Here is a 13155-nt window from a genome sequence, read left to right on the forward strand (position 1 = left end):
TCATGGTGGAGAGCCCCGACCGGACGATCCTCCAGCCCCCCGGATGGCCGCGCCCCAAAGGCTATGCCAACGGCATCGCGGCGCGCGGGCGGCTGGTCTTCACCGCGGGCGTCATCGGCTGGAGCGCCGACGAAATCTTCGAACACGCCGATCTTGCCGGTCAGTTCCGGCAGGCGCTCATCAACACCCGCGCCATCCTCGCCGAGGGCGGCGCCGAGCCCGCCCACATCGTCCGCATGACCTGCTACGTCACCGACAAGCGCGAATACGCCGCCAGTCGCGCCGCGATCGGCGAGGCATGGCGCGAGGTGCTGGGCAAGGTCTTCCCCTGCATGGCGGTGGTCGAAGTGAAGGGGCTGGTCGAGGACGCGGCAAGGATCGAGATCGAGACCACCGCGGTGGTGCCGGAGGAAGACCGGTGAAGATCGCGGTCATCGGCGGCGGGCCTGGCGGGCTCTATTTCGCGCTGCTGACCAAGAAGCGGCTGCCCGACTGCGAGATCCACGTCTATGAGCAGAACCGCGCCGACGACACCTTCGGCTTCGGCGTGGTCTTCTCCGACGAAACGCTCGACGAGTTCCTGAGCGCCGACCCCGAATCCTACGAGATGATCCGCGCCAGCTTCGCCTATTGGGACGACATCATCGTCGACCATCAGGGCAACCGCACCACGGTCGGCGGCAACGGCTTTGCAGGCTGCTCGCGCCAGACCTTGCTGGGGCTGCTCCAGCGCCGCTGCGCCGCGCTCGGCGTCAACCTTCATTATTCGACGCGGATAGACCCTGCCGGGATCGAAACCCGCTTCGCCGACCATGATCTCGTCGTCATAGCCGACGGCGCCAACAGCCCCGTCCGCGCGCACCATGCCGAGGCCTTCGGCGCGCGCGCGATCGAGGCGCGCAACAAATTCTGCTGGCTCGGCTCCAGCCGCCCGCTCGACGCCTTCACTTTCTTTTTCGTGGCCACCGACAAGGGCCATTTCTGCGCGCACACCTATCAATATGAGCGCGGCCATTCGACCTGGGTGATCGAGACGACGCCCGAGACGTGGGACGCGCATGGCTTTGCCCATATGAGCGAGGAAGAAAGCGCGCGCGTGCTCGAGACCATCTTCGCCGAGCCGCTCGCGGGCCATCCCTTCATCACCAATCGCTCGATCTGGCGCAATTTCCACACGATCAGTTGCGCGTCATGGCGGCTCGGCAAGATGGTGCTGCTGGGTGACGCCAAGGCGACCGCGCACTGGTCGATCGGCTCGGGCACCAAGCTCGCCATGGAGTGCGCGGCCGCGCTCTCGGACGGCGTGGTCGCGAATGGCACCGACCTCGACGCCGTCACCACCGACTATGAGCGCACCCGCCGAACCCCCGTCGAGATCACGCAACACAATGCGCAGGTCTCGCTCCGCTGGTTCGAGGACCTGCCCAGGCACTGGAGCAAGGAGCGCTTCGAATTCGCCTTCTCGCTGATGTCGCGCGCCAAGGCGCTCACCTGGGACAATATCGCGCTGCGCGACAAGGCCTTCCTCACCCAGGTCGAGGACGAGTTCTACGCGCGCTACCGGCGTGCGACCGGCCGCGACGCGTCGGTCGATCGCCCCACGCCGATGTTCACCCCCTTCGACGTGCGCGGCCTCACCCTCCCCAACCGCGTCGTCATGGCCCCGATGGCGCAGTACAGCGCGGTTGAGGGCGACATCACGCCCTGGCACTTCACGCACTACACGTCGCGCGCGCTCGGCGGCGCCGGGCTCGTCTTCACCGAGATGACCTGCCCCACCCCCGATGCGCGCATCACCACCGCCTGCACGGGCCTGTGGAGCGACGCGCAGGAGCAGGACTGGAAGGCCATCGTCGATTTCATCCACGCGACCACCCCGGCCAGGGTCGCGATGCAGCTTGGCCATGCCGGCCGCAAGGGTTCCACCAAGGTGCCCGAGTTTGGCATGGATCAGCCGATGGAGTCGGGCAACTGGCCGATCTACTCGGCCTCGCCGCTCCCATATTTCGACAATATCTCCGACATCCCGATCGAGCTCGACCGCGCCCGGATGGACGAGATCCGCGACAGCTTCGTGGCCTCGACCCGTCGCGCCGCGCGCGCGAGCTTCGACTGGCTCGAGCTGCACACGGCGCATGGTTATCTGCTGGCGAGCTTCCTCTCCCCGCTCACCAACCGGCGCAGCGACTCCTACGGCGGCAGCGTGCAGAACCGCGTCCGCTTCCCGCTCGAGGTCTTCATGGCGATGCGCGAGGCATGGCCCGCCGATCGCCCCATGTCGGTCCGCCTCTCAAGCGCCGACTGGGCCGAAGGCGGATTGCCGCTCGAAGACTTGACCCTGATCTGCCGCGCCTTCAAGCAGGCGGGCGTCGACATCATCCACGCCTCGTCGGGCCAGACGGTGCCGTGGCAGAAACCCGTCTATGGCCGCATGTGGCAGACGCCCTTTGCCGAATATATCCGCCTGACCGCGGGAATCCCCACGATCGCGGTCGGAGACATCACGTCGCCTGAACAGATCAACACGATCATCGCCGCCGGTCGAGCCGACCTTTGCGCGCTCGCGCGGCCGATGCTCAACGATCCCTTTTTCGCGCGCCAGGCCGCCGGGCATTACGGGGTCCGGAGCGCCTGCGGCGTCCCGCTCGGCTGGCCCGAACAGATGCGCACCGCCGAATATCAGCTCTACCGTGAGGCCCAGAAGGCGAACGACAAGAACGCCGAGCTCAACGCCAAAGCGCGTCCCGTCCGCCGTCACGACCAGCGCGCCGCAGACCCCGAGGAGAAGCTCTATGGATGAAGGCGCGCCGGTCTTTCCCGATGCGTTCAACATGGCGGACTATTTCGTGTTCGCCAATCTGGAGGCCGGTCGCGGCGACAAGCCCGCAATCCTGTTCGAGGGCCGCACGATCACCTATGCCGAGGTCGCGCGCAACGTCGAGCGCGTCGCGCACCGCCTGCTCAGCGACGGCCTTCTCCCCGAGCAACGCGTGCTGCTCTGCATGCGCGACTGCCCCGAATTCGTCTATGCATGGTTCGGCGCGTTGAAGGCGGGCGCGGTCGTCACCCAGATCAACCCGCTGCTGCCCGAAACCGACTACCGCTATTATCTCGGCTATGTGAAGCCGCAATTCGCCTTCATCGACGAGGCGAGCCTCGCGGCCTTCGGCGCCGCGGCAGCCGAATCCCGCCACGGCAGCAACGTCATCCTCGTCGGCGAGGACGCAACCTTCGCCGGTTTTGACGACTGGCTCGCGCGCGACATCGCGCCGGGCACCAAGCCTTGGCCCACGCGCAAGGACGACCCCGCCGTCTGGCTCTTCACCAGCGGCACGACGGGACAGAGCAAGGGCGCGGTCCACTGCCATTTCCATTTCGCCTACAACACCGAAGTCTACGCCCGGCGCTTCATCGGCGTCCACGAGGACGATGTGACGCTCTCGGGTCCGCGCCTCTTCTTCGGCTACGCGACAGGCACCAACCTCATGTTCCCCTTCGCGGTCGGCGCAACCACCATCCTCTTCCGCGATCCCCCCACCGCCCAGTGCCTCTTCGACCAGATCGAGCGCCACCGCCCGACGATCCTCACCAACGTCCCCACGCTCATCAACAAGATGCTCGAAGCCGATGGCACGCGCCCCGACCTGTCGAGCCTCCGCTTCATGTGGAGCGCGGGTGAGGCGCTGCCGCGCGAGCTCCACGAACGTTGGGACCGCGCCTTCGGCGTCCCCATCATCGACGGGATCGGCAGCGCCGAGAGCTTTCACATCTATATCAGCAACCGCCCCGACGACATTCGCCCCGGCAGTCTCGGCAGGCTCGTGCCCGGCTATGAGGCGCGGCTGATCGACGACGAAGGCCAGCCCGTCGAGCAGGGCGATATCGGCACGCTCTGGATCGGCGGCGATTCCGCCGCGCTCTACTATCACGGCGACTACGCCAAATCGAAGGAGCATCTGCGCGGCGGGTGGATCGTGAGCGGGGACAAGTTCCGGCAAGACGCCGATGGCTATTGGCATTATGAAGGGCGCGGCGACGACCTCATCAAGAGCGGCGGCATCTATGTAAGCCCGATCGAGGTCGAGAACTGCCTGACGCGGCACGAAGCCGTAAGCGAATGCTGCGTCGTGGGCCGCAAGGACGCTGCCGGGCTCGAAAAGCCCGTTGCCATCGTCGTGCTCAAGGCCGGGATCGAGAAATCCGGCACGCTGGAGGCAGAGTTGATCGATTTTTCGAGACAGCATCTCGCCCGATACAAGGCGCCGCACCGAATTCTGTTCGCAGACGCCGCGCTGCCACGCAATGATCGCGACAAGATCGACCGCAAGGCCTTGAAGGCGCGCGTCGCATGAAGCTCGGCGACGCGCCCTGGACAGCCATTCGCGACGCGCTGGCGACCGGCGAGCCCGTTGTCGCCATCCTGCCGTGCGGCGCGGTCGAGGCGCATGGTCCACATCTTCCGCTGGCGACCGACGTCATCATCAGCGACGGCATGGCGGATCGCGCCGCAGCCATGCTCGAGACGCAAGGCATTCGCGCCTTCGTCCTGCCCGCGCTTGCCTTTGCGCCCGCCAATTATGCGGCAGCGTTCGCGGGCACCATTTCGATCAGCACCGCGGCCGCGAAGGCGGTGCTGATCGACATTGCCAAGTCCCTGCGCGAACAGGGCTTCGCCTGCCTCGCCATCGCCAACAGCCATTTCGATCCCGCCAATGTCGCAATGCTGCGCGAGGCGGCTGCCGAGATCGGCGCGCTTGGGCTCGCGGTGGCCTATCCCGACTTCACCCGCCGCGCGCTGGCAAGCCGGTTGACCGAGGAATTCGTGTCAGGCGCCTGTCATGCCGGACAATTCGAGACGAGCCTGGTGATGGCCGATCGGCCCGAGCTCGTCGACGAAAGCCGGCGCAGCGCGCTCGAAGAAAACCCGTCCAGCCTCGTCGAGGCATTTGCGCGCGGTGCGACAAGCTTCGCTGAGGCCGGCGGACCACACGCCTATTTCGGCGCCCCGCGGTCCGCGACGGCGGCGGAAGGCGAGCAAAGCTTCGAGCGGATGGCGGAGGCCCTTGCAAACGCCGTTCACGAGGCACTCGCTCTCGCGTAGCGCGCTGCCTCACTCTGCGGCGCTGGCTACCACGATCATATCCCGGCTCCAGCCGCCGCCCATTGCCGATATGCCCGGATTTTAACCGTCGCGGGTCAGGGTAAAACCGGATTGCCCTGCATCTCCGACACGGTCAGGCTCATGCCTGCAATCGTGAAGGCAGCTCGGGAAATCAATTGTGCCTCAACCGCATGTGATCTGGGACACGCCGCTATTTGAAGCCGGCCCACCCCTCCGGCTGACGGCGCTGGCACGGTTGCCCGCGCCAATTTTCCCCAATGCAAAGATACGGGCGCTTGTCGTGTTGCTGCTGGGATGGGTCGCGTTGGGGCTGCTCGTCGTGCTGTTCGGGTCGCCGGGTTCGCCGTCGAGTTTCGTCGACGATATCGCGACCCATGCCCGTCTTGCGGTAGCGGCTCCCTTGCTCGTCATGGCGCATACCGTCTGCGCACGCCGCCTCGACATCATCGCGCGCCATTTTCTCGCATCGGGATTGCTGAGCCCGGCCGATCAGGATCGCTTCGCGGACAATGTCGAACGCATTCGCGGGCTGAGCAATTCGGCGTGGGCGGAAGCTGCCGTCATTCTGCTCGCCTATGCGTCAACATTCCTGTTGTTCATCGGCGCGTCTTCTGCAGGCGTGTTGTTTTCCTGGCAAAGGCTGGCGGATGGCTCACTCTCGGTGGCTGGCTGGTGGAACGTGCTGGTCAGCGTACCCTTGCTGCTCGCGCTGCTGCTGGGCTGGGCATGGCGCATCATACTTTGGGTGCATTTCCTCGATCGAACCGCACGCCTTGATCTGCGCCTGATCGCTGCCCACCCGGATCAGGCGGGCGGCGTGGGATTTCTCACGCAATCGGTACGAGCTTTCGCGATCCTCGGCACCGCACTTGGAGCGATCGCTGCGGGGCGCTTCACCTATGTCCATCTCAACGGCCTCGCGACCCGCTACACGGATGGGCTGCTTATTGGCGGCGTGGCGTTGCTCGTCATGATCCTGTGCGCAGGGCCGTTGCTCGTCTTCAGCGCGCGCCTGATGCAGACTTGGCGACTTGGTTCGATGGCCTATGGCGCGCTGGGGACGGAACTGGGCAAGCAGTTCGAGCGCCAATGGCTGAAAAGCGAGGCAGCCGACCATCACGAGATGTTGTCCGCGCCCGACTTCTCCGCCGCGGCCGACCTTTATCAGGTCGTCGGCAATGTCTATGCCATGCGCTTTGTGCCGATCGATGTCCGCAGCGTGCTTATCCTTCTTGGCATGACATTGGCGCCGTTCGTTCCGGCCATGTTTCTCTCGATGCCGATCGATGTTGTGTTGGCGGAGCTGAAGGGATTGCTGCTCTGATTGTGGCGCGGATCATCGCGCAGGCACCTTGGCTGCGGAGCACGAAAGCGGTGTGAAGAAGGGGGCCGTCAAGCCCCCTTCCAGGATCAGCCGTTGAGCTTGTCCTTCAGCGCCTTGGCCGCAGAGAAGCCAAGCTTGCGCGATGCTGCAATCTGCATGGCTTCGCCCGTTGCAGGGTTGCGGCCTTCGCGCGCCGGGCTGTCCTTGACCTTGAACTTGCCAAAGCCGGGCAGCGAGATTTCTTCGCCCTTGGCCGCTGCCTCGGCGATCGCGCCGAATACACCGTCGACGATTTTCTTGGCATCCGCCTTGGTGAGGCCGTTTGCGTTGCCAATGATCTCGGCAAGATCGCTGTTGTTCATGAGTTTCTCCGTTTCGCGCCAAAAAGCTGGCGCCGTGCCGCGGCCTAGAAATGCGCGCTTCGGTCGTCAATCGTCATTCGACGATGCAGAACGGGCCTATGTCGCATTGGCGCCGTTCGCGGACAGGGGGCAGCGCGGCGGTTCGGAGCGGTGAATCAGGCATTGCGGCGGGAATGCGACTGGTCGCCCGGGGCTTGACGCAGGAAGGTCGCGCGCGTTACGATCCACTGTGTATCATAAAACATCTCAGCGCCGGGTTCGGATATCCCCAACCAGCTCAAGGCCTTTTTCGGGTTGAGCCCAACCCAGTCGCTGAACGCGGAGACCAGCAATGCAAACCATGGCAGAGCGTGACTATTTTACCGACTACGAGGTGTTGAAGGATCCCTATCAGTATTTCGAAGCCATCCGCGCCAAAGGCCCGATCTATCGGCTGCCCGACCGCGACATCGTGGTCGTCACTGGCTTCGAGGAAACGCTTGAGGTTCTGAAGAACACCAGTGATTTTTCCTCGGCCATCGCTCCGCAGGGTCCGGCGGCGGCGCTGCCTTTCGAGCTGGGCAATGCCGACATCACCGCCGATATCGAGGCGCACCGTACCAGCTTCATCGGCGGCGACCTGCTGGTCGCCTATGACGACAAACAGCACACCATGTCGCGTTCGATGCTCAATCGGCTGTTCACGCCGTCCCGGCTCAAGGCCAATGAGCAATTCATCGCCGACTACGCCGACCAGCTCGTCAGGGACGCGGTCGCGAAGGGCGGGTGCGAGCTTATCAAGGACATCGCCACCCCCTTCGTAACGCTCGTGATCGCCGATCTGCTCGGCGTCCCCGCCGATGACCGCCAGCTCTTCATGGACGCAATCGAGGCCGGCGTGGGCGCTGGCAGCCTCAATCCCGACGACCTCGCGCAGCAGAACCAGCCGCTCGTCATCATGGGCACCTATTTCTTCCGATATGTGCAGGAACGTCGCGTCAATCCGCGCGACGACGTCCTTTCGGAACTGGCCAACGCGACCTACCCCGATGGTTCGACGCCCGATCTTCTGGAAATCGTTCGGCTCGCGACCTTCCTGTTCGCCGCGGGGCAGGACACCAGCGCCAAGTTGCTCGGCAACACGATGCGCTTCATCGTCGATCAGCCCGGCCTGCAGCAGCAATTGCGCGCCGACCCCACGCTGATCCCCCAATTGCTCGAAGAGGTTCTCCGCCTCGAGGGATCGACGAAGATGACGGCGCGTCTGGCGCGGAGGGACACGCGTATCGGGGACATGGAGATTCCGGTCGGCACCAAGGTGATGCTGGCGCTCGCTGCGGCAAATCGTGACCCGCGCCGCTGGGAGGATCCGCAAGCGCTCGTACTCGATCGTCCAAAAATCAGGGAGCATCTTGCCTTTGGTCGCGGCGCGCATGTCTGCGCGGGCGCGCCGCTGGCGCGCGTCGAGGTCCGCGTCATCCTCGAAAAATTCATCGAGCACACGTCGGAGATCGATCTGAACGCGGCGGTGCACGGGCCGCCCGGCAGCAGGAATTTGGATTATGAACCCAGCTTCATCATCCGCGGGCTTTCCGGGATGCATCTGAAGCTGAAACCGAACTGAACGACCGCCGGCGCCGTTCGGCTTAACCTGGCGCGACGAGCGCTTCATTTTGCACAAGGGCTGGAGGGTCGGATGGGCGTGGAACATGTGGTCGTCGTGACGGGCGGAGCGTCGGGAATGGGTCTCGGCATCAGCAAGCGCTTCGCGGAGAACGGTCATCCCGTCGCGATGCTCGATGTGCAGGAAGACGCGCTGGAGCGGGAAGGTGCTGCGCTTCGGGCGAGCGGTGCACGGATATTCACGCGAAAGGTCGACGTTTCTCGCCGGGAGGAAGTCGACGCCGCCTATGCCGCGGTGAGGGGGGAGCTTGGCCCGATCAGCATCGTGATCGCCAACGCCGGGATCTCCAGAGCGGAGGATTTCGCTTCAATGCCGCTCGCGACGTGGCAACGCATGATCGACGTAAACCTGACGGGCGTCTTCCACACGATCCAGTCGGCCGTTGCGGACATGATCGAACAGAAATGGGGCCGGATCGTCACGATCTCTTCAAATGCCGCGCAATGGGGCGCATCGGACCGCGCGCATTACGCGGCCTCGAAAGGCGGCGTGATCGGGCTGACCAAGGCGCTCGCGCGCGAACTGGCGAGGCACGGCATCACCGCCAACACCATCCCGCCCTCGCTGGTCGATACGCCCCTTGCGCGCCAGGGCGTGGCGGCAGGCGAAGTTCCGCCCATCGAAGTCATCGCCCAGCACATCCCGATCGCGCGCGCCGGAACGCCCGACGACATCGCCGACGCCTGCGAATTCCTCTGCTCGGACAAGGCATCCTACATCACGGGGCAGGAAATCAACGTGAACGGCGGAATCTATATGTAATTGTGAGGCAAGCGCCTCGGGCATGAAGGTTCGGGCGAAACACATGAACTGCAGACGTGGCGCGCAACCGCGCGGCCGACCTGGTCTTGCCCTTAGTCTTTTCAGTTACATTCGATTCCGCGCGGAGGCACCCACAATGCTTGGCGGCAAGGTCAGCCGACGCGGCGAAAATGGAGAGCGTGAACGCGGGCGGTTTTGATCGTGAAGCCCTGGCGGTCCTCGTCGAACAACAGCCGCATGCCGGTTGTGCCGAACGAACCATCGGCATTGCGCTTGAACGCCAATATGGATTTCTCGGCGGCGTAAGGCGACGACATTTTCGCGGTCAGTTCATCACCCGCGAGCGACAGGTCATAAGTCGCCTGCAACTCGTCCGAGACGTAACGGCCTTCGAGATCCATGGCGGCCGCCTTGGGTTCGTCAATCAGGATGTCCCCCTCGATCGCTTCGATGATCGCGTCCGCCTTCTTTTCCGACGCCCAGTCGCCACGATTGCAGAAAACCGCAACGGCAAGCTGCCGGTCGGGCAGACGCGCGTATATGTTCCTGAAGCCTTCAGCGCCGCCGGTGTGCATCACGAAATTCTGGCCGTTGCGCGGGCCGATCAGCAGCCCGCCGCCATAGGCGAGCTTGGTCGGCTCCACGAGCACGGGCCTGCCATTTGTGAGCGTGCCCGGCGTCAGCATGATCTTCCGCACGGACGCCGTCCAAACCTTGTGGCCGGCGGCGAGGTCGCGCTCGTACCGCGCAAGATCGTTGATCGTGATCATCAGCCCGCCCGAGCCGCTGAACCTGGGATAGGTGTCGCGGATCTCGAAGCCGTCGCCGACGGGCACATAGCCATGCGCGATGTTGGCACCCGTCGGCCCGGCATCGTTCATGAAGAAGCTGCGCTTCATGCCGAGCGGTTGCAGGATCGCTTTGCGGGCATAATCCGCAAAGGGCATGCCGGCGACGCGCTCGACGATCTCGGCGAGCAGGAGATAGCCGCCGTTCGAATAGGTGTAGGCAGTGCCCGACGCGTAGTTGGTGCTCTTCTGACCGAAGAGGAGCCGGAGCGCAGTGTCCTTGTCGGTGTCGGCTGCGCTCTCGATGCCCGAGAGGCGGATCAGCTCGAGCGAATCCCGGATACCCGCGGTGTGCAGCATCAGCATGCGGACGGTGACCGGCGCCTCATATTGCGGCAGCTCGGGCAGATATTTGCGGACATCATCATCGAGCCCGAGCTTGCCCTGTTCCACAAGTTTCGCTGCAGCCAGCGCGGTGAACTGCTTGGAAATCGAGGCTGCGTAGAACAGCGTATCGCCGTTGATCGGCTTGCCGCTGGCTATGTCGGCTGCGCCGGCGACGGCGGTGAAGATCGTCTTGCCGTCGCGAAATGCTCCGACCGCGCAGCCAGGGGCGGCCAGCGCTTTCGGGTCCGAGATGATCTCCTTTACCTTGCCGACCGTCGCCGCCTGGACAGGCGCTGCAATCAGGGTCGCGGCAAAAAGGATGTGAAGAGGTTTGACCTTGAGCATTGCGGCACTCCTGGGCCTTTATGACTATGAGCGGGCAGCGCCGGAGCGGACGCAGCAACCGGTCTCGGTTCCTATTTGCGTGGTTGCCCGCGTTGCGAGGCGAGTTGCTCGAAGGACGCGTTGCCGATCGGATAGTCGCCCCAACCGACCAGATCGAAATGCCACCATTCCTGCGGATAGACGGTGAAGCCCTCGCCTTCCATCGCGCTGCGGAGCTGTTCGCGGAGCCAGCGCTCGTGGTCGCTGCCGCCGACATAGTTGGTGAAGGAGCGGCTCGAGAACTCGTCATAGCGGCCGGTGGTGACGATCGGCTGACCGGTCGTCAGATCGTACATGGTGAGATCCACCGCCGCGCCGCGATTGTGCCGCGAGCCCCGTGCGGGATCGGCGACGAAGACGCGGTTTTCGGGCGGCGTCGCGTCCCAGAATATCTTCGTCACGTACCAGGGACGATAGGCGTCGTGGATGAGGAGGCCGTATCCTTGCGCAGCGAGCGCGCGCTGGATGCGTCCGATCGATTCAGCCGCGGGTCGCTGCAGATAGGCGGCGGCGCTTTCGTAGATCGGTTGCCCCATGAAGTTGTTCGTGCCCGCATAGCGGACGTCGAGCCGTACCCGCGGATCGACGCTGGTCAGCGAGACGAGATCGGCGGCCTTGCGCGTCGCGGGTTCGACAGGGGGAGACGCGCGCCGCGCCTCGTGCCGCAGCGCGGTCATGTTCGACTGCACCGCGGCGCGGATGGCGGCTTCGGCCTCGGCGCCGAAGTCGCGACGCGGGAAGCGGATCGCGCCGAGGCTGACTGCTACCGCATTGCCCTGCGAATCGCGTTCGAAGCGCAATTGTTCGAGCGGGTAGAGCCCGCGATCGCTCGGGAAAGCGTAAACGTCCGTCGAGACGCGCGTGAGCGGCAGCCAGTCGGTCCACTCGATCCGGACAAAGGGTTTTCCGTCGCGCTCGTAGATCCGCAGTATGTTGTGCGGCCATCCATATTCCCCGATCAGCGGCGCAAATTCCGAAGAGGGCGCGGGCGGCTCGGGCCAGTCCGTACGCGTATAGCGACGGCCTGCGAGCTCGACCCACTGACCGTCGGCGGCGAAGGCGAGCTTGTCTGAAAAGAGTTGCGCATCGTCGAGATAAAAGCGCCCGCCCGCCTTGCGTACCGTGCCCGCGAGCTCAGGTGCGTCGAGAACGAGCTGGCCGTCAAATGTGCGCGTCCAGACGCTGGACGTGCCGTCGCTGAACCGCCCCGAGAGCCGCTTCGCCTCGTCGGGCGATACCGCTTCGCTCTTCAGCCATTGCGGCAACGGCTTGCCCGTGCGGGTCGCGAGCAATGCACGCAGTGCGAAGCTGCCGAGCCGCTGTGCCGAGGGGCCCGCATCGACTGTGCTGAACACGACAACGCCGATGCCGGCATCGGGCATCAGCTTGAGGTCGGTGGCAAAGCCGTAAACCGCGCCGCCATGACCGACGACGCGCTGGCCTTCGAGCGCGCCGAGCGCGAAACCAAGGCCGAAACGGCGCCCGGCGGTGCCGGGAAACTGCTCGCGCCACATTTCTTCCTGCGTCGCGGGCTTGCCCAGTACCGCGCGATCGAGCAGCGCCGCAGCGAAGCGGCCGAGATCGTTCGCGGTGGTGTAGAGGCTGCCCGCAGCGGGGGTTCCCAGTTCGAGCGCGGGCGCGGCGAAGCGGCTGCCGTCGAACGACGCCATTTCTGCGTGCGCGATGCGGTCGCGAAAAGGCGTGGCGGCAAATCCGCTCGAGCGCATGCCCAGCGGCGCGAGCACGAGTGCTTCGACCGCCTTTTCGAACGATTGGCCCGTCACGTGCGCGACAACTTCGCCCACCACCGCGATCCCGGCATTGGAATATTTGGTGATGCCGCCCGGGGCCGCCACGAGCGTCGTTTCGTTGAGGCTCGCGACCGCGTCGGCCTCGTCCTTTGCGTGCATATCGAAATAATGTCCGCGCGGCGCTTCACGGATCAGCCCGCTGCGGTGCGTCATCAACTGACGCAGCGTGATCGCACCGCCAAAGGGATTGTGCGGACGGAAATCGGGGAGATAGCGCGTCACCGGCGCGTCGAGATCGAGCTTGCCCTGTTCGACGAGCTTCATCACCGCGATATCGGTGAAGAGCTTGCTCACCGATCCCGCGCGATAGACGGTGTCGGCAGTGGCACGCCGCTTTCGCCCAGCATCAGCAGAGCCCCATGCGTTCGACCATATCACGCCCGTCCGGTCCACCAGCGCGATTGCGACAGAGGGCAGCGCCTTGTCGGCGACTTCGCTCTGTGCGGCGGCTGCGATCACCTCGACAAGCGTTTCGGACGCGGCCGGATTCACCGCCGTCACCTGCTGCGCCGCAAGGGACGACGGCACCAGGGCGAAAGCTGCCATCAGCAA

10 protein-coding genes are annotated in these 13155 nt (G+C 64.8%); 7 read left to right on the forward strand and 3 right to left on the reverse strand.

All coding sequences use genetic code 11. From position 1 onward, the window contains the following. Positions 1-2 precede the first annotated feature (2 nt). From D3876_RS19065 to D3876_RS19085, 5 genes are all read left to right on the forward strand, one after another. A complete protein-coding gene (locus tag D3876_RS19065) occupies positions 3-422 on the forward strand; it encodes a RidA family protein (RefSeq protein ID WP_119765196.1) in 420 nt (139 codons plus the stop codon). Next, a complete protein-coding gene (locus D3876_RS19070) occupies positions 419-2800 on the forward strand; it encodes an oxidoreductase (RefSeq protein WP_119765198.1) in 2382 nt (793 codons plus the stop codon). Before D3876_RS19065 ends, D3876_RS19070 begins: the two co-directional genes overlap by 4 nt. After that, positions 2793-4352 carry a benzoate-CoA ligase family protein gene (locus tag D3876_RS19075; protein ID WP_119765200.1) on the forward strand — a complete coding sequence of 520 codons (1560 nt, stop codon included), beginning with the start codon at positions 2793-2795 and terminating at the stop codon, positions 4350-4352. The genes D3876_RS19070 and D3876_RS19075 overlap by 8 nt, the downstream gene beginning before the upstream one ends. Continuing rightward, positions 4349-5101 carry a creatininase family protein gene (locus D3876_RS19080; protein ID WP_119765202.1) on the forward strand — a complete coding sequence of 251 codons (753 nt, stop codon included), beginning with the start codon at positions 4349-4351 and terminating at the stop codon, positions 5099-5101. Before D3876_RS19075 ends, D3876_RS19080 begins: the two co-directional genes overlap by 4 nt. A 178-nt stretch (positions 5102-5279) precedes the next feature. After that, entirely contained in the window at positions 5280-6446 is a 1167-nt protein-coding gene (locus D3876_RS19085; RefSeq protein ID WP_238475450.1) for a hypothetical protein, read from the forward strand. Positions 6447-6532: 86 nt separating this feature from the next. On the opposite strand, the gene D3876_RS19090 is transcribed toward D3876_RS19085, so the two are convergent. Then, positions 6533-6808: an HU family DNA-binding protein gene (locus D3876_RS19090; RefSeq protein WP_119765206.1), complete on the reverse strand. Its 276-nt coding sequence runs from the start codon at positions 6806-6808 to the stop codon at positions 6533-6535. A 331-nt stretch (positions 6809-7139) separates the two neighbouring features. Between D3876_RS19090 and D3876_RS19095 the strand changes: the two genes are divergently transcribed. Together D3876_RS19095 and D3876_RS19100 are read left to right on the forward strand one after the other, a co-directional pair. Next, complete coding sequence (locus tag D3876_RS19095; protein WP_119765208.1) at positions 7140-8411, forward strand: cytochrome P450; 1272 nt, start codon at positions 7140-7142, stop codon at positions 8409-8411. A 72-nt stretch (positions 8412-8483) separates the two neighbouring features. Next, positions 8484-9233: an SDR family NAD(P)-dependent oxidoreductase gene (locus D3876_RS19100; protein ID WP_220475490.1), complete on the forward strand. Its 750-nt coding sequence runs from the start codon at positions 8484-8486 to the stop codon at positions 9231-9233. A gap of 152 nt (positions 9234-9385) precedes the next feature. Here the strand turns inward: D3876_RS19100 and D3876_RS19105 are convergent, their stop codons facing one another. Continuing rightward, positions 9386-10753, reverse strand: coding sequence for a serine hydrolase domain-containing protein (locus tag D3876_RS19105; RefSeq protein ID WP_119765210.1), 1368 nt, complete (start codon positions 10751-10753; stop codon positions 9386-9388). Between the two features lie 71 nt (positions 10754-10824). Continuing rightward, on the reverse strand, positions 10825-13149 hold the full coding sequence (locus D3876_RS19110; RefSeq protein ID WP_182912073.1) for a serine hydrolase: 2325 nt from the start codon (positions 13147-13149) through the stop codon (positions 10825-10827). Between the last annotated feature and the right edge of the window lie 6 nt (positions 13150-13155).

This window comes from Sphingomonas cavernae, assembly GCF_003590775.1.
Lineage (GTDB): Bacteria > Pseudomonadota > Alphaproteobacteria > Sphingomonadales > Sphingomonadaceae > Sphingobium_A > Sphingobium_A cavernae.

Excerpts from the sequence above, each read along its gene's own strand:
- D3876_RS19065 (WP_119765196.1), top strand. The coding sequence starts at position 3 with ATGGTGGAGAGCCCCGACCGGACGATCCTCCAGCCCCCCGGATGGCCG.
- D3876_RS19075 (WP_119765200.1), top strand. The coding sequence starts at position 2,793 with ATGGATGAAGGCGCGCCGGTCTTTCCCGATGCGTTCAACATGGCGGAC.
- D3876_RS19080 (WP_119765202.1), top strand. The coding sequence starts at position 4,349 with ATGAAGCTCGGCGACGCGCCCTGGACAGCCATTCGCGACGCGCTGGCG.
- D3876_RS19090 (WP_119765206.1), bottom strand. The coding sequence starts at position 6,808 with ATGAACAACAGCGATCTTGCCGAGATCATTGGCAACGCAAACGGCCTC.
- D3876_RS19095 (WP_119765208.1), top strand. The coding sequence starts at position 7,140 with ATGCAAACCATGGCAGAGCGTGACTATTTTACCGACTACGAGGTGTTG.
- D3876_RS19100 (WP_220475490.1), top strand. The coding sequence starts at position 8,484 with ATGGGCGTGGAACATGTGGTCGTCGTGACGGGCGGAGCGTCGGGAATG.
- D3876_RS19105 (WP_119765210.1), bottom strand. The coding sequence starts at position 10,753 with ATGCTCAAGGTCAAACCTCTTCACATCCTTTTTGCCGCGACCCTGATT.
- D3876_RS19110 (WP_182912073.1), bottom strand. The coding sequence starts at position 13,149 with ATGGCAGCTTTCGCCCTGGTGCCGTCGTCCCTTGCGGCGCAGCAGGTG.